Annotated in this window: 25 protein-coding genes; 14 read left to right on the top strand and 11 right to left on the bottom strand. The window is 69.7% G+C overall.

Annotated features, from left to right (window positions below; all coding sequences use genetic code 11):
• Nucleotides 1-10 precede the first annotated feature (10 nt).
• Nucleotides 11-1,249, top strand: coding sequence for an MFS transporter (locus G328_RS0109595; RefSeq protein WP_019619136.1), 1,239 nt, complete (start codon nt 11-13; stop codon nt 1,247-1,249).
• Here G328_RS0109595 and G328_RS0109590 read toward each other — a convergent pair.
• The 4 genes from G328_RS0109590 to thrC form a co-directional block, all read right to left on the bottom strand.
• Nucleotides 1,246-3,501: a heavy metal translocating P-type ATPase gene (locus G328_RS0109590; RefSeq protein WP_019619135.1), complete on the bottom strand. Its 2,256-nt coding sequence runs from the start codon at nt 3,499-3,501 to the stop codon at nt 1,246-1,248. The two genes, G328_RS0109595 and G328_RS0109590, sit on opposite strands and share 4 nt — an antisense overlap.
• Complete coding sequence (locus G328_RS0109585) at nt 3,498-3,710, bottom strand: heavy-metal-associated domain-containing protein (protein WP_019619134.1); 213 nt, start codon at nt 3,708-3,710, stop codon at nt 3,498-3,500. The genes G328_RS0109590 and G328_RS0109585 overlap by 4 nt, the downstream gene beginning before the upstream one ends.
• 90 nt (nt 3,711-3,800) lie before the next feature.
• Entirely contained in the window at nt 3,801-4,976 is a 1,176-nt protein-coding gene (locus G328_RS0109580) for a hypothetical protein (protein ID WP_019619133.1), read from the bottom strand.
• A gap of 5 nt (nt 4,977-4,981) precedes the next feature.
• Complete coding sequence (gene thrC / locus G328_RS0109575) at nt 4,982-6,394, bottom strand: threonine synthase (protein WP_019619132.1); 1,413 nt, start codon at nt 6,392-6,394, stop codon at nt 4,982-4,984.
• A gap of 90 nt (nt 6,395-6,484) precedes the next feature.
• Here thrC and G328_RS0109570 point away from each other — a divergent pair, with 90 nt between their 5' ends.
• From G328_RS0109570 to G328_RS0109515, 12 genes are all read left to right on the top strand, one after another.
• On the top strand, nt 6,485-8,842 hold the full coding sequence (locus G328_RS0109570) for an ATP-binding cassette domain-containing protein (protein WP_026339789.1): 2,358 nt from the start codon (nt 6,485-6,487) through the stop codon (nt 8,840-8,842).
• A gap of 1 nt (nt 8,843) precedes the next feature.
• A complete protein-coding gene (locus tag G328_RS15025; RefSeq protein ID WP_019619130.1) occupies nt 8,844-10,286 on the top strand; it encodes a DNA methyltransferase in 1,443 nt (480 codons plus the stop codon).
• 105 nt (nt 10,287-10,391) lie between these two features.
• Entirely contained in the window at nt 10,392-10,640 is a 249-nt protein-coding gene (locus tag G328_RS0109560; RefSeq protein WP_019619129.1) for a hypothetical protein, read from the top strand.
• A gap of 181 nt (nt 10,641-10,821) precedes the next feature.
• Nucleotides 10,822-11,331 carry an Asp23/Gls24 family envelope stress response protein gene (locus tag G328_RS0109555; protein WP_019619128.1) on the top strand — a complete coding sequence of 170 codons (510 nt, stop codon included), beginning with the start codon at nt 10,822-10,824 and terminating at the stop codon, nt 11,329-11,331.
• Nucleotides 11,328-11,519 carry a DUF2273 domain-containing protein gene (locus G328_RS0109550; RefSeq protein WP_019619127.1) on the top strand — a complete coding sequence of 64 codons (192 nt, stop codon included), beginning with the start codon at nt 11,328-11,330 and terminating at the stop codon, nt 11,517-11,519. The genes G328_RS0109555 and G328_RS0109550 overlap by 4 nt, the downstream gene beginning before the upstream one ends.
• Nucleotides 11,516-11,902, top strand: a complete 387-nt coding sequence (locus tag G328_RS0109545; RefSeq protein WP_019619126.1) for an Asp23/Gls24 family envelope stress response protein — start codon at nt 11,516-11,518, stop codon at nt 11,900-11,902. Before G328_RS0109550 ends, G328_RS0109545 begins: the two co-directional genes overlap by 4 nt.
• Complete coding sequence (locus G328_RS0109540; protein WP_019619125.1) at nt 11,903-12,487, top strand: DUF6286 domain-containing protein; 585 nt, start codon at nt 11,903-11,905, stop codon at nt 12,485-12,487.
• On the top strand, nt 12,484-13,101 hold the full coding sequence (locus G328_RS0109535; protein WP_019619124.1) for a hypothetical protein: 618 nt from the start codon (nt 12,484-12,486) through the stop codon (nt 13,099-13,101). Before G328_RS0109540 ends, G328_RS0109535 begins: the two co-directional genes overlap by 4 nt.
• Before the next feature lie 92 nt (nt 13,102-13,193).
• Complete coding sequence (locus G328_RS0109530) at nt 13,194-13,463, top strand: GlsB/YeaQ/YmgE family stress response membrane protein (protein ID WP_019619123.1); 270 nt, start codon at nt 13,194-13,196, stop codon at nt 13,461-13,463.
• A 155-nt stretch (nt 13,464-13,618) separates the two neighbouring features.
• Nucleotides 13,619-14,191, top strand: coding sequence for an RNA polymerase sigma factor (locus G328_RS0109525; RefSeq protein WP_019619122.1), 573 nt, complete (start codon nt 13,619-13,621; stop codon nt 14,189-14,191).
• Entirely contained in the window at nt 14,188-14,817 is a 630-nt protein-coding gene (locus G328_RS0109520) for an Asp23/Gls24 family envelope stress response protein (RefSeq protein WP_019619121.1), read from the top strand. Before G328_RS0109525 ends, G328_RS0109520 begins: the two co-directional genes overlap by 4 nt.
• Nucleotides 14,814-15,203, top strand: a complete 390-nt coding sequence (locus G328_RS0109515) for a hypothetical protein (protein WP_019619120.1) — start codon at nt 14,814-14,816, stop codon at nt 15,201-15,203. The genes G328_RS0109520 and G328_RS0109515 overlap by 4 nt, the downstream gene beginning before the upstream one ends.
• A 126-nt stretch (nt 15,204-15,329) precedes the next feature.
• Here G328_RS0109515 and G328_RS0109510 read toward each other — a convergent pair whose 3' ends face one another.
• The 7 genes from G328_RS0109510 to G328_RS0109480 form a co-directional block, all read right to left on the bottom strand.
• The gene (locus tag G328_RS0109510; RefSeq protein WP_019619119.1) at nt 15,330-15,710 is read right to left on the bottom strand and encodes a hypothetical protein; all 381 of its coding nucleotides are present in this window, start codon (nt 15,708-15,710) and stop codon (nt 15,330-15,332) included.
• Between the two features lie 268 nt (nt 15,711-15,978).
• Nucleotides 15,979-16,389 (bottom strand): thioredoxin, encoded by a 411-nt coding sequence (gene trxA / locus G328_RS0109505; RefSeq protein ID WP_019619118.1) that lies wholly within the window; start codon nt 16,387-16,389, stop codon nt 15,979-15,981.
• 129 nt (nt 16,390-16,518) lie between these two features.
• On the bottom strand, nt 16,519-17,418 hold the full coding sequence (locus G328_RS15945) for a PRC-barrel domain-containing protein (protein ID WP_019619117.1): 900 nt from the start codon (nt 17,416-17,418) through the stop codon (nt 16,519-16,521).
• A gap of 200 nt (nt 17,419-17,618) precedes the next feature.
• On the bottom strand, nt 17,619-18,728 hold the full coding sequence (locus tag G328_RS0109495) for a DUF4349 domain-containing protein (protein WP_019619116.1): 1,110 nt from the start codon (nt 18,726-18,728) through the stop codon (nt 17,619-17,621).
• Between the two features lie 145 nt (nt 18,729-18,873).
• Nucleotides 18,874-19,701, bottom strand: coding sequence for an aldo/keto reductase (locus G328_RS0109490; protein WP_019619115.1), 828 nt, complete (start codon nt 19,699-19,701; stop codon nt 18,874-18,876).
• Nucleotides 19,702-19,769: 68 nt separating this feature from the next.
• The gene (locus G328_RS0109485; protein ID WP_019619114.1) at nt 19,770-20,993 is read right to left on the bottom strand and encodes an MFS transporter; all 1,224 of its coding nucleotides are present in this window, start codon (nt 20,991-20,993) and stop codon (nt 19,770-19,772) included.
• 32 nt (nt 20,994-21,025) lie between these two features.
• Nucleotides 21,026-22,585, bottom strand: coding sequence for a Mur ligase family protein (locus G328_RS0109480; protein WP_019619113.1), 1,560 nt, complete (start codon nt 22,583-22,585; stop codon nt 21,026-21,028).
• A 381-nt stretch (nt 22,586-22,966) separates the two neighbouring features.
• On the opposite strand from G328_RS0109480, the gene nrdH reads away from it, so the two are divergent.
• Nucleotides 22,967-23,203 carry a glutaredoxin-like protein NrdH gene (nrdH, locus tag G328_RS0109475; protein WP_019619112.1) on the top strand — a complete coding sequence of 79 codons (237 nt, stop codon included), beginning with the start codon at nt 22,967-22,969 and terminating at the stop codon, nt 23,201-23,203.
• Nucleotides 23,204-23,219 lie beyond the last annotated feature (16 nt).

Here is a 23,219-nt window from a genome sequence, read left to right as displayed (position 1 = left end):
CGCTTCGAGCGTGACTACGACCGTCGGCGCCATCGAGCACCTGCAGCGCCGCACGATGCTCGTGCTTGTGGTGATGCAGGTGATCGGGATGATCGGGGTCGGCGCGGCGCCGTCGGTCGGCATTCTGCTCGCGACCGAGGTGACGCAGAACGAGGCGATCGCGGGGCTCGCGCGCTCGTCGTCGACGCTCGGCGCGGCGCTCATGGGGCTGCCACTCGGCAGCCTCGCGGCGCGCCGGGGCCGTCGCGTCGCCCTCACGCTCGGCTGGTATGTCGCGGCGGCCGGCGCGGCGCTGCTCGTGTTTGCCGCCCAGTTCTCGCTCGTCGTGCCGCTGTTTATTGGCCTGTTCGCGATCGGCGCGGGCACGGCCGCCGGGCTGCAGTCGCGGTTCGCGGCGACCGACCTCGCGCCCGTCGCGGGCCGTGGCCGGGCGCTCGCGCTCGTCGTGTGGGTTGGCACGCTCGGCTCGGTGCTCGGCCCGAACCTCGGGGTGCCGGGGGAGTGGCTGCACGACCGCATCGGCATCAACGTCTTCGGCGGGGCGTTCGGCATCGCGGCCGTCTGCCTCGCGCTCGCCGCGACCGTCGTGTGGATCTGGCTGCGGCCCGACCCGCTCGTCACGCTGCAGGCGCGCGCAGGGGTCAGCACCGTGCCGGGTGCGCAGCGCCCACGGCTCGGGCAGGCGCTCGCGGAGGTGCGGCGCTCGGGCCCCGGCAGGCTCGCGCTCGTTGGCATTCTCGTCGGGCAGAGCGTCATGGTCGCGGTGATGACGATGACGCCCGTGCACCTCGCGCACCACGGCGACACGATTACGGTCATCGGGCTCACGATCTCGCTTCACGTCGCCGCGATGTACGTGTTCGCGCCGCTCGTCGGGTGGTGCGTCGATCGGCTCGGGCACCGCGTGACGATCGCGATCGGCGTCGCCCTGCTCGCGGCCGCGTGCCTCGTCGGGGCGGCGTGGCAGCACGAGACCGCCGCCATCGTGACGGCGCTCGGGCTCCTCGGCGTCGGCTGGTCGTTCACCTCGGTGGCCTCGTCGGCGCTGTTCAGCGTCGCCGTGAGCGACGCGCACCGGGCGCAGGCGCAGGGCGGCGCTGATGCGCTCTCGAATCTCTGCGCCGCGGTTGCCGCGTTCGCGTCGGGACCGCTCATGGCGGCGAGCGACTTTTCGGTGTTGTCGCTCGCCGCGCTCGTGCTGCTCGTGCCGCTCGCCGTGCTCCTCGTGCCGCGGCGAGCGACAGGCTAGCGTTCGGGCGTGAAGCGGCGCAGCAGCAGGCTGTTGCCGACGACGAACACCGACGAGAACGCCATCGCCGCGCCGGCGAGCATCGGGTTGAGCAGCCCGAACGCGGCGAGCGGGATCGCCGCGACGTTGTACGCGAAGGCCCAGAATAGGTTGCCCTTGATCGTGCCGAGCGTGCGCCGCGACAGCCGGATCGCGTCGACGGCCGCGAGCAGATCGCCCCGCACGAGCGTGAGGTCGCTCGCCTCGATCGCGACGTCGGTGCCCGTGCCCATCGCGAGGCCGAGGTCGGCCTGCGCGAGCGCGGCGGCGTCGTTGACGCCGTCGCCAACCATCGCGACGACGCGGCCCTGCGACTGCAGCTCGACGATGCGCGCGACCTTGTCTTCCGGCAGCACCTCGGCGATGACCGAGTCGATGCCGACCTCGGCGGCGACCTGGCGGGCGCTGCCCGCGTTATCGCCGGTGAGCAGCATCGGCTCGAGGCCGAGCTCGCGCAGACGCGCGACCGCGGCGGCACTCGTCGGCTTCACGGTGTCGGCGACGAGCGCGAGCCCGCGGGCCGCACCGTCCCAGCCGACGACGATCGCGGTGCGACCGGCCGACTCGGCCTCGGCCTGCGCCGTGGCCAACTCGGGGGCAACCTCGTCGAACAGGGCGGCGCGACCGGCGAGAACCTCGACGCCGTCGACCGTGCCGCGCACGCCGCGGCCGGGGAGATTCTCGAAGCCCGACACCTCCGCGAGCTCGCCCTGCCGGGTGGCCCCCTCGACGATCGCCTTCGCGATGGGATGCTCGCTCGCAGCCTCGAGCGCTCCCGCGAGCGCGAGCACTCGCTCGGGTGACTCGCCGGGAGCGGGCACGACGTTGACGAGGCGCATCCGCCCGATCGTCACCGTGCCGGTCTTGTCGAGCACGATCGTGTCGACGCGGCGGGTCGACTCGAGCACCTCGGCGCCCTTAATGAGCACGCCGATCTGCGCGCCGCGGCCCGTGCCCATGAGCAGGGCGATGGGGGTTGCGAGGCCGAGCGCGCACGGGCAGGCGATGATGAGCACCGCGACGGCAGCGGTGAACGCCGACTCGACGGGCTCGCCGAGCAGGAGCCACGCGGCGAGCGTCACCGCCGCGATGCCGAAAACGATCGGCACGAAGATCCCGGCGACCCGATCGGCGAGCCGCTGCACGGGCGCCTTTCCCGACTGCGCATCCTCGACGAGCTTGGCGAGCTGCGCGAGCTTCGTGTCGGCGCCGACGCGCGTCGCGCGCACGACGAGCCGGCCGCTCGTGTTCACCGTGGCGCCGGCGACGGCGTCGCCCTCGGCGACCTCGACGGGCACCGACTCGCCCGTGAGCATCGACGCGTCGACCGCGGATGCGCCGCGCACGACGACGCCGTCGGTCGCGATCTTCTCGCCGGGGCGCACGACAAACTCGTCGTCGACCGCGAGCGATTCGATCGGGATACGCGTCTCGCGCCCGTCGCGAAGCACCGCGACGTCGCGTGCGCCAAGCTCCATGAGCGCGCGGAGCGCGGCGCCGGCGCGCCGCTTCGAGCGCAGCTCAATGTATCGACCGAGCAGAATGAAGGTGACGACCCCCGCGCCGACCTCGAGGTAGATGTTCGCGGCACCGTGGCCGCGCTCGATCGTCAGTGAGAACTCGTGCACGAGCCCGGTCGCGCCGGCGGTGCCGAAGAAGAGGGCCCACAGCGACCAGCCGAGCGCGGCCATCGTGCCGACCGACACGAGCGTATCCATCGTCGCCGCGCCGTGGCGCGCGTTGCGAAGGGCGGCGCGGTGGAACGGCCAGCCGCCCCACACGATGACCGGCCACGCGAGCGCGAGCGAGAGCCACTGCCAGTTCGGGAACTGCAGAGCGGGCACCATCGCCATCGCGATGACGGGCACCGTGAGCACGGTCGAGGCGATGAGCCGCTGGCGTAGCGCGCGCACCTCGGGGTCGTCTTGTGCCGCGTCATCGGGCCGGGCTTCGTCGGCCCCGGCGTCGCCGGGCTGCCGCTCGGGCGCCTTCGGCAGGGCGGCGGTGTAGCCGGTCTGCTCGATCACGCGAATGAGCTCGGCGTCGTCGACCGACTCCGGCGCCCGCACGTGCGCCTTTTCGGTTGCGAAGTTCACCGACGCGGTCACCCCGTCGAGCCGATCGAGTTTCTTCTCGATGCGGGCGGCGCACGAGGCGCAGGTCATGCCACCGACTTCGAGCTCGAGTTCACGAATCGGCACCTCGGCGGTCACTGGGAACGCACCGCCTCATAGCCGGCCTCGTCAACCGCAGCGAGTACCTCGGCGTCGGAAAGGTCGGCCGCGCTCTCAATGCGCAGGTGGCCGTCGCTCGCCGCGACGTCGATCGACGTCACGCCGGGCAGCTTGCCGACCTCTTCGCGCACGGCTGCCTCGCAGTGCGCACACGACATGCCCGTAACCTGGTATTCGCTCGTGATCATCGTGCTGCTCCCTCGGTGTTGCGTTGCTGGTACTCGACACAACGCTATACCCCGTGGGGGTATTCCTGAAGTGGCTTCCTCGACGTGCCGCTATGAGGCTCGCTCGAACCCGCTGCCGTCGGGAGCGGCGGTGAAGTTCACGTTCTCGTAGGGGCTGTCGACCGTGATGCGCACGACGATGTCACCAACCGGCGAGCCGAAGTCGTCGCTGTGCACGTCGTTGTCGATCTCCCGCTGGATGTAGATACCGATCGAGTCGACGTCGGAGACTCCCGCTTCGGCGATCGCCCGGTTGACGAGCCCCGAGAGCGCCTCCCAGCGCACCTCGGCGAGCGAGAAGGCCTCGCGAGTAGAGGAGGGCTGTGGCGACGCGGCTCCCTGTCGCTCGACGGACGCGCCGTGCACCCACCACATGTCGGTGTGGGTCGTCTCGGGCGACACCAGCGCATCCACGAAGACTCCCGAGTCGCGCACGTAGATGCTCGTCACTCGGTCGTGCCCGAGCTGCTCGGTGAGCTCGGGAATGGTGACCTCGAGGTAGTAGGGGTCCCAGCCCTGCAGGCGCAGCTCGCCCTGCTGCAGCGCGTGCGCCGTGAAGTCGACGGTGCGGTGATACGGCACGAGCGAGAGCGTCGCCGCGACGACGAACGCCACCGCGTACAGCGCAAACCGCGCGGCACGGCCCTTCCGCCGCAGCCCGAGCAGCGGCTTGCGGCGGGTGCCATCATTGCGCACGATGCCGTCTGGCGGCGTGCGAACGTCGCCGGCGTCCTCCTCCGGCGGCACCGTCACGTCGGCAACCGCGGCGAGAATCTCGTCGGCAAACGGCTGGTTGAGCACGATCGCCGTCTCGGGGCCGCCCTCGGTGAGCATGACGGCGGGGAGCTCCGCTCCCGGAGCGAACACGTGCGCCTGCATCATCGGGATCAGGCGTCGCGCCCGAACTCGATACGCCGGCCCACGCCGCGGCTGCACCGTGAGGGTGAGTACGCACAGCGGACGACCGTTGATCTCGGTGCCGGTCTGCTGCACCTCGTCGACGCGGGCGAGGGCCTGTCGGCCGTGGTCGATCGAGTTGCGGATCAGCTGGTCGTTCGCGGTCGCCATCCCCCGCGTCGAGCGCGAGATCTGGATGAGCACGAGCATGCCCGTTGCGAGCAGCATGCCGATGATGAGGAGGGGCGTGGGGCTCGTCGCACCGACGATTGCGAGCCCGATCCCCGCGGCAGTGATGCCGAGCCCGGCAAAGAAGAGGACCCGGAACATGGCGGCTAGTCGCGCACCGCGTGCTCGCGAATGTACTCGCGGAGCTGGTCGGCGTCGTCGGACATCTCGACGACGCGCTGTGGTCGGTCGAGCAGGTCGGCGAGCTCGGCCGACACCTCGGGGTCGCGGCCGATCGCCTCGTGCACCGTCTCGGCGAACTTCTGCGGCTTCGCGGTCTCGAGCACGAGCATCGGCACGCCCGGGTCGACATACTCCCGCGCGACCTTGAGGCCGTCGGCGGTGTGCGGGTCGACCACGGTGCCCGTGCGTTCGTGCACCTCGCGGATCACCTCGAGCCGGTCGGCGTGCGTGCTCATGCCGCCGACGATGCCGAACTCGGGCGCGAAGCGGCGCAGCTCGGCCGACAGGTCGAGTCGACCGGTCGCGTCGAGCTCCGTCCACGCGGCCGAGAGCCGCTCGGGGTCGCTGTCGAGCAGCAGGTACACGAAGCGCTCGAGGTTCGAGGCCTTCGAGATGTCCATCGACGGGCTCGAGGTCACGAGCGTCTCGGCGCGCGAGCGCGGGGTGTACACGCCCGTGCGGAAGAACTCGTCGAGCACGTTGTTCTCGTTCGTCGCGAGCACGAGCTGCGAGATCGGCACGCCCATGCGCTTCGCGACGAGCCCCGAGCAGAGGTTGCCGAAGTTGCCCGAGGGCACCGAGAACGACACCTGCGCGGCCGAGCCGGGGCGCGCATCCGTCGCCCGCAGCCAGGCCCAGAAGTAGTAGACGATCTGCGCGGCGACGCGGCCGAGGTTGATCGAGTTCACGGTGCCGAGCGTGTTCGCCGCCTTGAACTCGAGGTCGCCGTTGAGCGCCTTCACGAGGTTCTGGCAGTCGTCGAAGACGCCGTCGACGACGATGTTGTGGATGTTCGCGTTGTCGAGCGAGTACATCTGCGCGCGCTGGAACGCGCTCATGCGCCCCTTCGGCGAGAGCATGAACACCGCGATGTGCGGCTTTGACCGGAACGCGTACTCGGCGGCCGACCCCGTGTCGCCCGAGGTCGCGCCGAGGATGTTCAGGGTCTCGCCGCGCTGCTCGAGCACGTAGGGGATCGCCTCGCCGAGGAACTGCATCGCCATGTCCTTGAACGCGAGTGTCGGGCCCTCCGACAAGCCAACGAGGGCGACCCGCTCGTCGAGCGCGGTGACGGGCACCTCGGCAGCGAACTGCGAACCGTAGGCGCGCGCGCAGATCGCGGCGAGGTCGTCGCGGGGAATGTCGGTCCAGAACTGGCCGATCACCTCGGTCGCGAGTTCGGCGTACGCGAGGTCGCGCCACGCCTCGAGCCGGTCGCTCGACACCTGCGGGATTTCCTGTGGCATGACGAGTCCGCCGTCGGGCGCGAGCCCCTCGAGCAGGATGTCGCTGAAGGAAGCGGGCTGCATGCCGCCGCGGGTGGATACGAACTGCATAGGAGTCCTGTTCTGCGTCGCCGACTGGTGCGGCTTATTCTGCCAGGTTGCGGCGACGCGGTGGCGCTCGCGGGTGGCAAGATTGTGCGCATGAGCGCGACGACGCAGCACCCGGCCGACCAGCACGACCTGATTCGCGTGCACGGCGCCAACGAGAACAACCTGCAAAACGTCTCGCTCGAGATTCCGAAGCGCCGCCTCACGGTGTTCACGGGAGTGTCGGGCTCGGGCAAGAGCTCCCTCGTGTTCGACACGATCGCCGCCGAGTCGCAGCGGCTCATTAACGAGACCTACAGCGCGTTCGTGCAGGGGTTCATGCCGCAGCTCGGCCGGCCCGAGGTCGACCTGCTCGAGGGCCTCACGACCGCGATCATCGTCGACCAGGAGCGGATGGGCGCGAACTCGCGCTCGACGGTCGGTACCGTGACCGACGCGAACTCGCTGCTGCGCATCCTCTATTCCCGCATTGCGGAGCCCGCCCTTGGGTCGCCGCAGGCGTACTCGTTCAACGTCGCCTCGGCGCAGGGGCAGGGCTCGGTGTCGGTGCAGGGTGGCAAGCGTGAGGTGCGCCGCTTCGAGGTGCTCGGCGGGATGTGCCCGGCCTGCGAGGGCATGGGGCAGATCAGCGATCTCGACCTGCACCAGCTCTTCGACGAGACGAAGTCGCTCAGCGAGGGGCCGTTCACGATTCCCGGCTACACCGCCGACGGCTGGAACGTGAAGATGCTCATCGAGTCGGGCTTCTTTGACCCCGACAAGAAGATCAAGGACTTCACCGACGAGGAGCGGCACGACTTCCTCTACAAGGAACCGACGAAGATCAAGTTCAACGGCATCAACATCACCTACACGGGCCTCGTGCCGAGCATTCAGAAGTCGTTCCTGCAGAAGGACCGCGAGTCGATGCAGCCGCACATTCGCGCGTTCGTCGACCGCGCCGTCGCGTTCCAGCCGTGCCCCGAGTGCGGCGGCACCCGGCTCGCCGAGCCCGCGCGCAACTCGAAGATCGCCGGCAAGCACATCGGCGAGGTGTGCGCGATGCAGCTCACCGAGCTCGCCGAATGGACCGACGCGCTCGACGCGCCTGAGGCCGCGCCACTCATCGCGACCCTGCGCGCCCTCATCGCGTCGTTCGTCGAGATCGGCCTCGGCTACCTCTCGCTCGACCGCTCGTCGGGCACCCTCTCGGGCGGGGAGGCGCAGCGCACGAAGATGATTCGCCACCTCGGCTCGTCACTCACCGACGTCACCTACGTCTTCGACGAGCCCACCGTGGGGCTCCACCCCCACGACATCGAGCGCATGAACCGACTGCTCGAAGACCTGCGCGACAAGGGCAACACGGTGCTCGTCGTCGAGCACAAGCCCGAGACTATCTCGATCGCCGACCACGTCGTCGACCTCGGGCCCGGGCCCGGCACGCGGGGCGGCACGATCACGTTCGAGGGCACGGTCGACGAGCTCCGCGCGAGCGACACCCTCACGGGCCGGCACCTCGACGACCGCACGCGCCTGAAGGACGAGGTACGCACCGCGAGTGGCCACATCGAGGTGCGCGGCGCAAGCGAGCACAATCTCAAGCAGGTCGACGTCGACATTCCCCTCGGCGTGCTCACGGCCGTCACGGGCGTCGCGGGCTCGGGCAAGAGCTCGCTGCTCACGAGCGTCGTCGAGCGCGACGAGCGCGTCATTCTCGTCGACCAGTCGGCGATCCGCGGCTCGCGCCGGAGCAACCCCGCGACGTACACCGGCATGCTCGACGGCATTCGGAAGGCGTTCGCGAAGGCCAACGGCGTGAAGCCGGGCCTCTTCTCGCCGAACTCCGAGGGCGCCTGCCCGAACTGCAAGGGCGCTGGCGTGATCTACACCGACCTCGCGATCGCCTCGGGCGTCGCCACCACCTGCGAGGTTTGCTTGGGCCGCCGCTTCGACGGCGAGGTGCTGCAGTACCGGTTCGCGGGCCGCGACATCGCCGAGGTGCTCGAACTTCCGGCCGCGGCGGCGCTCGAGTTCTTTTCGGAGGGCGAGTCGCGCATCCCCGCCGTGCAGAAAATTCTCGCGCGCATCGTTGACGTCGGGCTCGGCTACCTCACCCTCGGTCAGCCGCTCACGACCCTCTCGGGCGGCGAGCGTCAGCGGCTCAAGCTCGCGAACGAGATGACCGAGCGCGGCGCGATCTTCGTGCTCGACGAGCCCACGACGGGCCTGCACCTCGCCGACGTCGAGCACCTGCTCGCCCTGCTCGACCGCCTCGTCGACTCGGGGAAGTCGGTCATCGTCATCGAGCACCACCAGGCCGTCATGGCGCACGCCGACTGGATCATCGACCTCGGCCCGGGCGGCGGCAACGCCGGCGGTGAGGTGGTGTTCGAGGGCACGCCCCGCGACCTCGTTGCCGCGGCGTCGACCCTCACGGGGCAGCACCTCGCCGCGTACGTGGGCGGCTGACGTGAGCGCATCGCTGCTGCGTGACCTGCCCGACCTGCTTGCGGCGGCCGAGGCGGATGCGCACACCGCCCTCGACGCGGCCCGCGCCAGGCTCGGCGGTGTGAGCCTGCCTGGTGCGAGCCTGCCTGGTGCGAGCCTGCCCGGTGCCGGGCTGGCTGGTGCGGACGCACCGCTCGTACCACACACGCACGCCGTGCCTGGCCGGCTCGTGTTCGGCGACAACGTGCGCGCCCTCGCCGAACTCGTCGCGGCCGCCGAGCTCGAGCACGCGGCGGGCGGGGCCGCGCGCCCCCGACTCGTCTACCTCGACCCGCCGTTCGACTCGAAGGCCGACTACCGTAGCCGCGTCGTCACGCGGCTCAGCGACGGTCAGCAGGTGGCGCTCGAACACCTCGCCTACTCCGACCGCTGGGGCGGCGGCACCCCCGAATACCTGCGGATGCTCGCGACCCGGCTCGTGCTCGTGCGTGCTTTGCTCGCCCCCGACGGCGCCGTCTGCGTGCACGTCGACTGGCACGCGTCGCACTGGGTTCGCGTCATGCTCGACGAACTGTTCGGCGCCGAGCACTTCGTGAACAACCTCGTGTGGGGCTACCGCTCGGGCGGTGCCTCGCGCACGAAGTCGGTGCCGCGCAAGCACGACGACCTCCTGCTCTACCGCCGTTCCCGCGCGTTCCGCATCCGCCCCCTCGCCGAACGGCAGTACCTGCGCCGCTCATTCATGGGCAGCAAGGTCGACGCTGAGGGCCGGCACTACGCCGACACGCTGCTGCGCGACGTGCTCGAGGGCGCGGTGCACCTCGTCGACGCCGATGGCGGGGTGTGCGAGCTCTCGGTGCGGCCCGTGCTCAACGTCTCCCAGGAGCGCTCGGGCTACGCGACCCAGAAGCCGCTCGGGCTCCTCGAGCTGTTGCTGCGGTGGACGACCGGCCCCGGCGACCTCGTCGTCGACGCGTTCGGCGGCTCTGGCACGACCGCGCTCGCGGCGGCGGCGCTTGGCCGCGACTGGGTGAGCATCGACAGCAACCCGCAGGCGATCGCGACGGCGCAGGCGCGACTCGACGCCGCGGGCGCCGACTACGTTGTCGGGCGCGACACGGCGCAGGATGCGGTGGGTGAGTTGCGCCTCTCGGTTGAGTCGGGCGTGGTGCGGATGCGGGAGTTCACGCCCGCGGCCGACGCGTTCGGGCGACTCCGCCCGGCCCGCGGGGTCGACGACGGCGCGCTCGCGGCCGTGCATGCCGATGCTCTGGCCCCGCTGTTCGGCTGGACGCTCCTGCACCGAGAGGTGCGCCTCGCGAGCGCGTGGCGCGACGTCCGCGGCCAGCTCGACCCGGAGCTCCAACTGCCGCCCGGCACAGAGTCGACCGAGGGGCTCTCGGTGTCGGTGACCGACCTCGCCGGCAACGTCGCCGTTCGGCCGCTCGCTACGCGCTCGGCGTAACCCGCGCTGCCGGGCGAAATCCTCGCCACTTCCGCGCGGTTTCGGCCTAGAGTCGAAGGAGGGCGCCGCCCCATCGGGCGGTCGCGTGCTCGGGGAGGAGACGCCATGCGTAAGGTCAAATCGGTGCTCACGGGAATCGGCACCGTCGTGATGAGCCTCGTGTTGATCCTCACCGGCGTGAGCGTCGCCCACGCCTCCGCCGCCGACGGGGCCGTCATCGCGCAGCCCGAACTTGCGGTCACGGGCGCGAGCGGGTTTGGCATCGCCGCCGGCGTCGTCGCCGCGCTGCTCGTGCTCGGCACGGCCCTCATGCTCATCCGGAACCGTCGCAATCGCGACGAGACCGACGCGTAGGCGCGTCCTGACTCGGTAGCCACGGCGGCCGCGCCCGCTGCCTGGTGCTCTGCCTGCCCCTCAAAAAGAACTTCCAGAAAGTTTGTGACATTGTTCGCCGCACCAACGTCTCACTAGTGAACGACATTCTTCGTTCGCAACCAGGCGCGATGATCGCGTCACGGAACTGGAGGTATCTGCAATGGCTACGGAAGCTACGAACACCACGACCGGAACTGACAACGCGGGCGCCGCCCCCACCCCGAAGACCACCGCGCCCACGTCGCGCGTCGACCGCCCGAAGGTCGGCGGCCAGCCCACCGAGGTCGGCTCGACCGGCGGCACCACGACGATCGCCGAGGGCGTCGTCGCCAAGGTTGCGGGCATCGCCGCCCGTCAGGTCGCCGGCGTCCACGCGCTTGGCGGCGGTGGCGCTCGCGCAATCGGCGCGATCCGCAACGTCGTCAACTCGACCGACCTGACGCAGGGCGTCAAGGTCGAGGTCGGCGAGACCCAGGCCGCGGCCGACCTCACGATCGTCGTCGACTACCCGCAGCCGATTCAGGAGGTCGCGCAGAACGTGCGCAGCGCCGTCGAGCAGGCGATCACCAACCTCGTGGGCCTCGAGGTCGTCGAAGTGAACGTCGAGGTCAACGACGTGCACCTGCCGAGCGACGACTCCGACGACGACACCGAGTCGCGCGTCGCATGAGCCCGACACTCACCGGCGCACTCGTCGGCACCGTGCTCGCATTCGCCGCGCTGATGTTCGGCTTCTGGGGCTTCCTCCTCGTCGCCGTGTTCATGGGCCTCGGCGCCCTCGTCGGCCGCGTCGCGTCGGGTCAGCTCGACCTGCGCGCGCTCGTCGGCGTGTTCTCTGGTCGGCGCACCTCGCTATGAGCGCGTCGACCGCGATTCCCGCCCCGGCGCCGAACTCGGCTCCGGAAGCCGGGGTGAGCGGGCGTATCCATGTGCGTGAACGGGCGATCGAGAAGGCCATTCGCGAGGCGTCGGCCGACACGATCGGCGTGCCCCGTGCTGACGTCAGCGTCGAGGTCTCGGAGTACGGCGGCGGCATCGCCGTGCGAGTCGGGGCCCGACTCCCGATTCCCGACCTCGCCGACACCGAGGCGATCGCCGCAGGCAAGCCGCTCCTCGAGCGCGTGCGCGAGGCGCAGTCCGACCTCGCGTCGATGTTCGCGCGCGTGACGGGCCGTGAGGTCCGCCGCGTCGCCGTCACCGTGACCGGCGCCAGGATTCCCGAGCGAAAGCGGGTGAAGTAGATGACCGCACCAGTACTCAATCGTGTTGTGCGGCGCGAGACCCACTCGCCGCGCACCGTCGCGGCGGTGCTCGTGCTTCTCGTCGCCGTGGTCGCGCTCGCGTATCTCGGCGTCGAGCTCGTGCTCGGGTTGCTCGGCCTCGCGCCACTGCTCGTCTCGCCCGAGGCGGGGCTCGAGTGGCTCGCGGGACTGCCGCAGGCCGAGCCGCAAGCGACGATCGCCGCCGTCGCGGTGCTCGTGGGCCTCGTCGGGCTCGTGCTCGTCGTGCTCGCACTGACCCCCGGCCGCCGGCCGAAGCACCGCCTCGCCGTCACCGAACACGCCGTGCTCGCCGACAACGGCGTCATCGCGACGTCGCTTGCCGAGCGTGTGCGGCGCGAGTTCGACCTGGCAAAGGGCGGCGTCACCGTCGGCGTCGCGCACCGCAGCGCCGACCTCACCGTGCAGCCCGAGCCCGGTCAGGTGCTCGACCGCGACCAGCTGCGCGCCGTCGCCGAGCAAGAGCTCAGCGGCTACGCGCTCGAACCGCAGCTGCGGGTGCACGTGCGCGTTCGCCAGCCGCGCGAGACGGGAGCCGAGTCATGAACAACACCAATCGCGCACTCAACCGCACGGTGCTGCTCATCGCGGGCATCCTGCTCCTCGTCGCGGGCGGTAGCGCCGTCACCGCGCTCGCGTGGCCGAAGGGGGCCGAGCTCTGGCAGACCGGCCTCGACGCCGCGCACAGCTGGTTCGTCGACGTGCAGGAGTGGACCCGCATCAGCGACACAACAACGCTGAGCTGGTTCCTGCTCGTCGTGCTCGCGGTCATCGTGCTGCTGATCGTGCTCGCGATCGGCATGATCTGCCGCCTCGGCGGGGGTCGCAGCTCGGTGGTCGTGCGCGACGAGGGCGGCCCCGACTCGCTCGGGCCGGTGACGATTCGCGAGGGCTTTGCGGCCGACGCGATCACGAGCTCCCTCGCGAACCACGCCGAGATCCTCACCTCGAAGGTCTCGACGCACCGACTGCGCGGCGACGACGTGCTCCACGTCAGCGTGACGCCGCGGCAGAACGTTTCGCCGGTGCAGGTGGCGGATACGGTCGGTCGCCTCGTCGACAACCTCGCGACGCTAACCGGTCGGCAAACACCCACCTGTATCACGATTCATACCGGCGTGCGGGCCCGCCTCGCGGCGGATCAGCCCCGCGTCAGCTAGAAAGTAACTACTCGCGTAATCCCTCGCGGGCGGCACCGTACCAACCAGGCGCGGAGCTGTGGCACCACCGACATCAACGAAAGGCTCCGATCATGGGTTTCTTTAGTTTTCTACTCCTTGGCCTCATCGCGGGAGCGATCGCCAAGCTCATCCTGCCGGGTAAGCAGGGCGGCGGCTGGATTGCGACGCTGATTCTCGGCGTCATCGGCGCGATGATCGGCGGGTGGCTCGGCGGCCTGCTCTTCAACGCGAATCTCCAAGAGTTCTTCTCGATTCAGACCTGGGCGCTCGCCATCGGCGGCTCGCTCATCGTGCTGCTGATCTACGGTGCCATCGTGGGTCGCGGCTCGAAGAAGAGCTAGTTCATTTCGCTCAAGCGACGTTCCCGGCCGGCTGTTCGCAGCGGGCCGGGAATCGTTGGGCCTACACTGAACACCGAACAAACTCGGCCGTTGGGCAGTGCTTGTTCGGTGTTGTGGCCCGCGCCTCACCGGCCTGTGTTCATGGGGGAACCATCGTGGAATCGTCCGCACGTGCCAGCAGCCTTGCCGATGCCGAAGACTCGATCGTCGCGGGCCGCGCGGCCGACGGTGATACCGCCGCATTCGCCGTGCTCGTGCGTCGGTATACCCCGATGATGCGCGCGTACGCCGGGCGCATCCTGCCCGGTTCTGCCGAGGTCGACGACGTCGTGCAAGACGCATTCATCACCGCCTGGCAGCGGCTCGGCGAACTCGACGACCTCGCGAAGGTCAAGAGCTGGCTCATGCGCATCGTTGGCCGCCGGTCAATCGACCGGCTGCGCGCGGCAAAACCGAGCGCCGAACTCGACTCGGTCGCGGCCGAAGCTTCCGCACCCGCCCATGCTGGCCCGGCGAAGGTCGCCGAGGCAAACGCCGAGGCCGCCGCCCTCGCCGCGGTCCTGCAGGAGTTGCCCGACGAGCAGCGCATCTGCTGGGTGCTGCGATCGATCGGCGGCAACAGCTATGACGAGATTGCGACCGAAATGGGGCTGCCAGTCTCGACCGTGCGCGGGATCCTCTCTCGCGCGAGAAAACACATCATCGTACGGATGGAGGAGTGGCGATGACACCGACCTCCCACACCACCGAACAATCAGCCCTCTCACTCGAGCCCGACGACCTCGACGGGCACACGATCGACGAGATCGAGGACTACCTCGACCGCGGCCGAACCCCGAGCGATCCGACGATTGAGGCGTCACCCGGCTGTCGCCTCGCCCTCGACGCGCTCGTGCGTCTTCGCACGGCGGGAGCCGACTTACTCGCGAGCGACACGGCCGCCGAACCGGAAGCGGATGACGACTGGGTGCAGTCGATCCTCACGGGGATTCGCCTCGACGTGAACGCGGGCCGACGAATTCCCGTTGCCTCGCCCGACGCGAACGCTGACCTCGGGGTGACCGAGGGCGCCGTGCGCGCCCTGATCCGCGCCGCGGAGTCCGTCGTGCCGGGGGCCCTTATCGGCCGCTGTCGGCTCGAGGGCGACGTGACGGTGTCGCAGGCGCCGGTGCGCATCCGCATCGACCTGAGCGTTCCCTACGGGGAGCCGGTGCTGCCGCTCGCGACGCGCTTGCGCGCCGAGATCGCCGAGCGCCTCGAACGGCATACCGACCTGAATGTTGTCGAGATCAATATCGACGTGCACGACGTTCGCCCGCGCGCGACCGAAACCGAACCTGAGGAGCAGCCATGACGGCAGGGGAGCAGTCGCAGGCATACGACGAGACGCAAGCGGTGTCGACTGACCCGAGTTCGATCGACGCGGGCGAACTCGCGGCCGAGATCGAATCCGCCGTGCGCGCGGTGCCGGGCGTGACGATCGTGTTCCGCAGCGGCTCGGCGCTTTCAAAGCTCGTCGAGGCGGGGGCGCAGGCGCTCGGCCTGCGCGACGAGGCGTCGCTCGTCGCGGTCGAGGCCAATGACGCGGGCGTTCGCGTGACGGCCTCGCTCGGGCTCGATGCCGGCCTCAGCGTCGCCGAGACGCTGCGCCGCGCCCGCGAGGTGATCGCGACACTCCTCGAGGCACGTGGCCTGCGCGAGCCCGAGATTCGGCTCACCGCCGTCTACATCGAGCACTGAACGCAGTCGAGCACTGAGCGCAGTACCGCGGACGCGTACCGACCGCGGAAAGGAGTACCGCCGCCGAGCGCCCGTGGAGGGCGGCCGGCGGCGGTGTCGCGTTGGGGCCAGGCGAGGGCCGTGAGACTACGCGTTCTTCGCGGCCTCGTCGTTCTTCCAGCGGCGAGCGTTGATGAACGAGCGCACGCCCGCACCGATGTACCCGATGAGCAGGATAAAGGTGATGGTGCTCACGATGACGGCGGCCGGGCGCTCGGCCGTGCCGGCGAACACGTCGCCGAGCTTCATGACGTTCATGAACGTACCGACGAGGCCGAGTACCGCCACGAGCAGCGCGATGTGAATGCCGAGCATCGGCTTCTTGATGCCGATCCAGCCGCACACCGCGATGACGAGACCGAGAATCGCGGGAATCAGGGCCGTCCAGCTCGTCATGCCCGTCACGAGCCACGACACGACGCCGAGAATGATGAGAATGACGCCGAGGCCAATAGAGATCTTGGGCATGAGGGTGCTCCTTCGAATCGGGGGGCAAGCGGCCAGTCGGGCGGATGCTGGAGACGCCCGGCCGGGTGACGCCGAGGGGATCGGCGCGCGGTCGGCGAGATCGGCTGCACGGGGAGGACTCGCCATGCCCAGTCTAGCCGCGACCCGCAGGCGGGCGGCGGGCGCGTATCCACCCTGCGGCCCCGTACGCACAGCGAACCGGCCGCCGCGATGTCGCGACGGCCGGTTCGGAGAATCGTGCGGAGCTGCTCGCTACGCGGGCTGCTTGCTAGACCTGGGCGCCGTCGGCGCGCGGGCCTTCGGTGCCCGCCTCGGCGGCGGCCTTCTGCTGCTCGATCTCGGCGCGTACCTCGTCCATGTCGGCGGCGGCGACGGCCTCAATGACCTGCTCGACGCCCGCCGCGGGCATCGCACCCGCCTGGTTGAACATGAGCACGCCGTCGCGGAACGCCATGAGCGTCGGAATCGAGCGGATGCCGAGCTGCCCCGCGAGGGCCTGGTTCGCCTCGGTGTCGACCTTGCCGAAGGTGATGTCGGGGTGCGACTCGCTCACCTGCTCGTAGATCGGGCCGAACTGCTTGCAGGGGCCGCACCACTCGGCCCAGAAATCAACGAGGTGGATTCCCTCGCCGGTGACGGTTTCGAGAAATGTCTGCTCGGTGAGTTCGGTGGTTGCCATGTGGTTCCTCCTAACGCCGCGGATGCGGCGGGATCAAAGTTGATGTCGGATGCAACACGGCGCCGGGTGGGGCTATTCCGAGCGGCGCGCTGCCGCGGGTTGGCTCCACCCGGCGCCGGATGCGCGGGGTTACTTGTCGGTGGGGCGCTCGAAGGGCGAGGCGCCGTCGTCCGAGGCGCCGTCATTGGCGTCGTCGACGAAGGCGTCGAAGCTGAGGGCATCCGAGTCGCCGTGCTCGGGCACCTCGGCGGCCGCGTCCTGCTGGAGCGACTCGAATGGGGAGGCCCCGTCGGTCGTCTCGGGTGCCTCGACGTCGGCTTCTGCGGGAGCGTCGGCGACGATCGCATCGAAGGCGCTCGCCGACTCGCTCTGGCTCGCGTCGTCGTTCGTGGTGTCGCCGTCGGTGAGCGAGTCGCCGCTCGACGGCGTGCCGAGGGGCGCGATCGTCTCGGGCTCCGACTTGCGCTTCGGCTCGTCGACCTCGTCTTCGACGAGGCTCGAGTCCTGCGTCGTGCGGCCCGGCACCTCGTAGTAGTTGTAGAGCTCGTCCTCTTCTTCGGGGGAGAGATTCTGGTCGATCTCGGTGAACGGGGCGCCGAGCACGGTGTCTTTGTCGTACGGCACGGTGATGCGCTTCTCGACGGCGTCGGCCTCGTCGAGGGGAACGAAGTACTCCTTCGTGCCGAACAGGCCGGTCTTCACCGTCACCCAGTTCGGTTCCTGCGTCTGGTCGTCGAGGTAGACCTGGCCGACGCGGCCAATCTTGCTGCCGTTCTTGTCGAAGACGGTCGACTGGAAAATCAACAGCAGCGCGGCTTCGGCCTCGCGGGCGGCGAGCTCCTCCTCGGTCGGTGCGTTCTGCTCGACCTCGGCGGGAGCGACCGAATCGCCCTCGGCTACGGCCTCAGCCGCGTCGACGTCGCCGGTCGCGTCGCTGTCGGGCGTCAGGTCTGCGTCGTTCGGGGTCGACTGCGCGTCGCCGGCTGCGTCGGCGACGTTGTCGTCCTGAATCTCGTTCGAATCAGCCATTGCTTTTCCTCTGCGCTTGGACATTGCACGCGATTGCGCACCGTGCAGCCTATCCAATCACGCACACAGTTCCCTGCCCGCGCGCTCCGTGCCGCAGCGCTCGAAGTGCTGTGGTTTTCTCGGAGCGCTGCGGTGAGAACCGTCGCGCTCCGAGAAAACCGCATCGATCGGGTGCTCGTGAGCTTCTTGCTTGACACCGGCTACTGCGTGGGCGGCAGCGGCGGGAGACCGTCGGCGAGGCGCTGCTGCGGGCTCGGGGCCTCGTCGCGGGCCTCGGCGCCCGGTTCCGCTTCGTGCGGTCGCTCGGTCGCTGGCCGCGGGGCTGCCTGGTGCGGGCCGGCCTGGTGGGGTCCGGCCTGGTGCGGGCCGTCGTTGCCCGGGCCCGGCTGCGGGGTCCAGCCGGCGGGGCCGTTGTCGCGGTTGCCAGGGCGGCGGATGCGTCGCCACAGCTTTCGCAGGCCGAGGAACCAGGCGGCGACGAGGATGACCGCGAGGAGCACGAGGCCCGGGATCGCGTAGCCGAGCCCCTGCACGAAGCGCCCGAGCGACTCAATGAGGTTGTTCCAGCCCTCCGCGAGGCCCGCGAAGAAGCCCTTGGGCTCGTCGTCGGGCGCGACGTACTCAGTGCTGAAGTTCACCGTGACGGTCGACATTGCGACGTCCTCTTCGAGCACCTCGAGCTGGCTCTCGAGGCTCTGCAGCTCGCCCTGGCGCGACGAGAGTTCCTGCTCGATCTCGAGCATCTCCGACACCGTCGTCGCGGCCTCGAGCATCGACTCGAGCGACGTGATCGAGGCCTCGAGCGCCGAGATGCGCGACTCGAGATCGACCTTTGTCAGCGTCACGTCTTCGGACGACGACTCGACGCTCGTCACCTCGCCAAAGCCGTCGAGGTCGGCGACGAACGCGTCGTGCGTGTCGGCCGGCACCCGCGCCTGCATCCACGCATCGGGGCGGTCGCCCGTGAGCGACTCGTTGCGCGACTCGAGGTAGCCGTCGTACTCGTCGACGAGCTGCTCCATCGCGTCAACCGCGCCGCCGACGTCGTCAACGGTCACGTAGACATCGGTGGTCGTGATGATCGCGCGCTCGGAAACCTCGCCGCCGTCTTCGGCTTGATGCTCGGGCGCGGCCTCGCTGTCGGGTGCGGCGCCCGAGCCGCCCGAGTCGCCCGACTGCTCGTGCGGTTCGTAATCAACGCTGGTGGCGGAGCCGCCCGAGCCGCCCGCGCATCCGGCCACGAGACCGATGAGCGCAAGCGCGCACGTCAGTGTGGCAATGAAGCGTGCTGGCAGTCGTGTCGTAGTCATGCTCCCAGTGTCGCCTCGCGCGACCGTGCGGTCGTCAGACTGCGGGGCAATTGTGACCTGACTCCGGCGCGACCAACGGTGCGACCGTGCGCGACCCGAGGGGGATCTTGCCTTCGCGCGGGAACTTTCCGCCGGTGAGCGGCCGTTATTCGAACTCGTCGGGGTCTTTGCCAGCGCGGACGCCCGTGTCGATCGCCGCGATCGCCGCGAGGTCAGCCTCGTCGAGCGCGACGTGAATTGCGTCGAAGTTCTCGCGCTGGCGCTCAGGGCGTACCGACTTCGGAATCACGACGTTGCCAATCGCGAGGTGCCACGCGATGATCGCCTGCGCGGGCGTGCAGCCGTGCTTGCCCGCGACTTCAAGCACGGCCGGCTGGTCGAGGTCTTTGCCCCGGCCGAGCGGCGACCACGCCTGCGTGAGAATGCCGTGCTCGCGGTGGAACTCGCGCAGCTCGGGCTGCTGAAACCGCAGGTGCAGCTCGACCTGGTTCGCCTCGGGCGCCTCGCCGGTCTCGTCGATGAGCCGCTCGAGGTGGTGCTGCTTGAAGTTCGCGACGCCGATCGAGTGGGCGCGGCCCTCATCGCGCAGTCGCAGGAGCGCGCGCCACGTCTCGACGTACCGGTCTTGGAGCGGCGCCGGCCAGTGAATGAGGTAGAGGTCGACCTCGTCGAACCCGAGGGCCTCGAGCGAGTCGTCGAACGAGCGCAGCGTCTCGTCGTACCCGTGCGCGTCTTGCCACACCTTCGTCGTCACGAACACGTCGCCGCGGTCGATGCCGCTGCGGCGGATGCCCTCGCCGACACCCTGCTCGTTGCCGTAGAGCGTCGCGGTGTCGAAGTGTCGGTAGCCGATCTCGAGGGCGGAGGCGACGGCGTCGGGCGCCTCGTCGTTGCTGATCTTGTACACGCCGAGGCCGAGCTGCGGAATCCGGCTGCCGCCACGGAGTTCGAGGGAGGGCGAAAGTTCAGTCACGGCATCGACCCTAACCCCGCCCGGCGGGGCGTGCATCCGCCACGCGGACGAGCGCGCAGGCGCGACGGCTAGATCTCCTGGCGGAGGTCGATGATCGGCATCGCGCCGGTGTCGGCCTGCGGTTCGAGGTCGGCGCCGCGCAGGTCGGGATGCCAGCGGAACGTCGCGAGCGTGAACATCAGGGCCGCCGTGATGAAGCCGGCGGCAACATACATGCCGCCCATCGCGCCCACCTGGTCGATGACGATGCCGGCGAGCGCGCTCGCGAGCGACGAGCCGAGCATAAGTGCGGTCGCGAGCCAGCCGAACGCCTCGGCGGTGTCGCTGAAGCGCACGCGGGCGCTCACGCTCGCGTTCGCGACCGCGATGACCGGCGCGCACGAGGCGCCAGCGATGAACAGCGCAATCGAGAGCAGCCACGGGTTCGCTGCGACGAGGAGCGCGAACCAGACGCCGACGACCGCGAGCAGTACCCGTGCCGTGAGCGATGAGCGTCGCATTGGGAGGTTGCCGGTGAGGAGTCCGCCCGCGAACGAGCCGACGGCCGAGACCACGAGCACGGCGCCGGTGATGGGGGAATCGTGGCCGTAGTGCGCGACGATCGAGGCGTCGATCGCGCCCCAGATGCCGAGCGCGAGCATGAGCACGATCGCCATGATGACGACGACGGGGTTCCGCAGCACGGCGCCCATGCGTCGCGGCGAGGCCGGAATCTTCACGAGGCCGATCTCGGGGGCCGAGGCGAACCAGACGCTGCCCGCAAGCAGCACGACCGCGGCCACGAGCACCGTGATGCTCGGGTCCCAGATCGCCCCGATGCCGATCGTCGCGAGCGGGCCGATGATCCAGACAATCTCTTGCAGTGTCGCGTCGAACGAGAAGAGCGTGACGAGCTTCGGGCCGCGCGCGAGGGTGGGATACACGGTGCGCACGGCGGGGGAGACGGGCGGCACCGTGAGGCCCGCCACGAACGCGACGACGGCCGTGAGCCACGTCGCCATCGGCACAAGCGCGATCACGGCGAGCGCCGTCGCACACACGAGCATCGTGGGCACGAGCACGCCGCGCATGCCGAACCGGCTCATGAGCCGACCGCCGAGCGGGCTCGCGATGCCCTGCGCGATGCCGAATGCCGCGAGCACGGCACCGGCCGACGTGTAGTTGCCGAGTCGCTGTTCGACGTGAATCAGCAGCCCGATCGCGAGCATGCCGGTGGGGAATCGCGCCGCGAGCTGCGAGAACAGCAGGCGGGCGACTCCGCGGGTCCGGAGCACCTCGAAATAGTGACGCACGCTGCGAGCCTACTGCCGCGCGCGCCCGGGCATTACGCCGACCAGCCCTCGGCGCGCAGCGCGTCGCGCACGGCGTCCTTCACCGAGTAGGGCACGAGGGCGCCGCGCACCTCGACGTCCTGGCGGTGGCCGTGGCCGCCCACGAAGATGATGTCGTCGGGCGTCGCGAGCGAGACCGCCTTGCGGATCCCCTCCGCCGAGTCGCCGATCTCGTAGACCTCGCGGTCGGGGAACTCGGTGTGGAGCGTGTCGACGAGGGTCTTGCGAATCGCCGCGGGGTCTTCGAAGCGCGGGTTGTAGTCGGTGACGACGACGACGTCGGCGATCGCGGCGGAGCGGGCCATGTCGGGGCGCTTCGTCTGGTCGCGGTCGCCGTCGGCGCCAAACACCATGAACAGACGGCCCTTCGTGAACTGCCGCAGCGTCGTGAGTACGGCCGCGAACGACGCGGGCGTGTGCCCGTAGTCGACGTAGACGCGCGGGCCGTCGCCGCCCGGGTTCACGGGGTCGAGGCGGCCGGGCAGCGCAAACTCGAGGCCGCGCTCGGAGTCGAGCGCCGTGAGGAACCGGTCGAACTCGAAGCCCGCGTCGACGAGCGCGACAACGGCGAGGGCGACGTCGACGGCGACGAACGCGCCGGGCTGGTTCACCCAGCTCGTGAGATCGCGGCCGTCGGGCGCCGTGAGCGTGAACTCGGTGCGGTCGAGGTCGACCTCGCGGGTCGTGACGTGCCAGTCGGCCTCGGTGCGCGCATCCGTGCTCAGCGTCGTGACGGGCACCTCGGCCTCGCGGGCGAGGCGAGCCCCCCACTCGTCGTCGACGAGGGTGACCCCGCGGCCAACCCGGTCGGGAGTGAACAGCGCGAGCTTTGCGGCGAAGTACTGCTCCATCGTGCCGTAGTCGTCGAGGTGGTCTTGCGCGAAGTTCGTGAAGATCGCGGTGTCGAAGAAGAGGCCGGCGATGCGGCGGTGCGTGATCGCCTGCGCCGACACCTCGATGACGGCGGCCTCGACCCCGGCGAGCCGGAAGGCGGCGCTGAGGGCGTGCAGGTCGTCGGCCTCGGGCGTCGTGAGCCGGCCCGAGTCGCGGGTGGTGATCGACTCGTCGCCGATGCGGCGCTCGACCGTGCCCGAGAGGCCGCTGCGCACGCCGAGGGCGCGCAGGAGTGCGTCGGTCACGTATGCCGTCGTGGTCTTGCCGTTCGTGCCGGTGACGCCGACGAGCACCGGGTTGCTGCGCTCGGTGCGGTAGACGAGCGAAGCGACCTCGCCGAGCACGCCGCGGGGGTCGGGATGCACGAGAATCGGCAGGTTCGCGGCCTCGGCGAGCTCGACGCCGGTCGGGTCGGTCAGGATCGCGGTCGCGCCAGCTTCCGCGGCGCGTTCGGCGAACTTCGCCCCGTGGGTTCGGGCGCCCGGAATCGCGACGAAGAGCGTGCCCGCCGTGACGGTGTTCGTCGAGCTCGAGACCCCGTTCACCTCGGCCTCGGGGCTCGCGGCGGCGGTTGCGGCGAGGGTCGCGGAAACGTGTTCGGCGATTGCGTCGAGGCGGGTCGAGGGAAGACCTTCTGGGCGTGCGGGGTTGTAACTCATGGGTGCTCCGTCTGACGGGATGTGGCCGTACCGAACGCTAGTGGATCGGGCGGGGAACGTGCGGGTGACACGGTGAACGTCGCTAATTTTTGGCGCTCGTCGGCGCGCATTTTTGCATGTCGGAGGCTCGTGTTCCACTCGTGGCAGCACTGTGTATCGAACTGTGGAGGCCTTGTGGAAAAGCGGCGAAAACCTGTGCAGACACGCCGTGTGTCTGTGGATGCACATGTGGATAATTACACGCTTGTAATCCGAGATGTAGTGGTGTTAGATTCTTGCAACACAACATCTAGTGGCTCGGCGGGTTCGCCGGCACAGTGCCACTTCCCCAAGATTTCACCTCGTTGATCCCAACAGATCCCGTTTAGATAGGCAGTAGCGATGACCGTTTCCGTGTACAGCAAGCCGTCGTGCGTTCAGTGCACCGCGACCTACCGGGCCCTCGACAACCAGGGCATCGAGTACGAGGTGTTCGACGTCTCGGCCGACGACAAGGCGCTCGAGGCCGTGAAGGCCCTCGGCTACCTGCAGGCCCCCGTTGTCGTCACCGAAGACGACTCGTGGTCGGGCTTCCGCCCCGACAAGATCACCGAACTCGCGCAGCTGCGCACGGCGTAGCTCGGGAGATGATCGT

Origin of the sequence: [Zimmermannella] faecalis ATCC 13722 (genome assembly GCF_000381765.1) — a bacterium.
GTDB lineage: Bacteria > Actinomycetota > Actinomycetes > Actinomycetales > Microbacteriaceae > Gulosibacter > Gulosibacter faecalis.
Note: the sequence above shows the minus strand (reverse complement) of the source record. Positions and strands in the feature narration are given on the sequence as shown.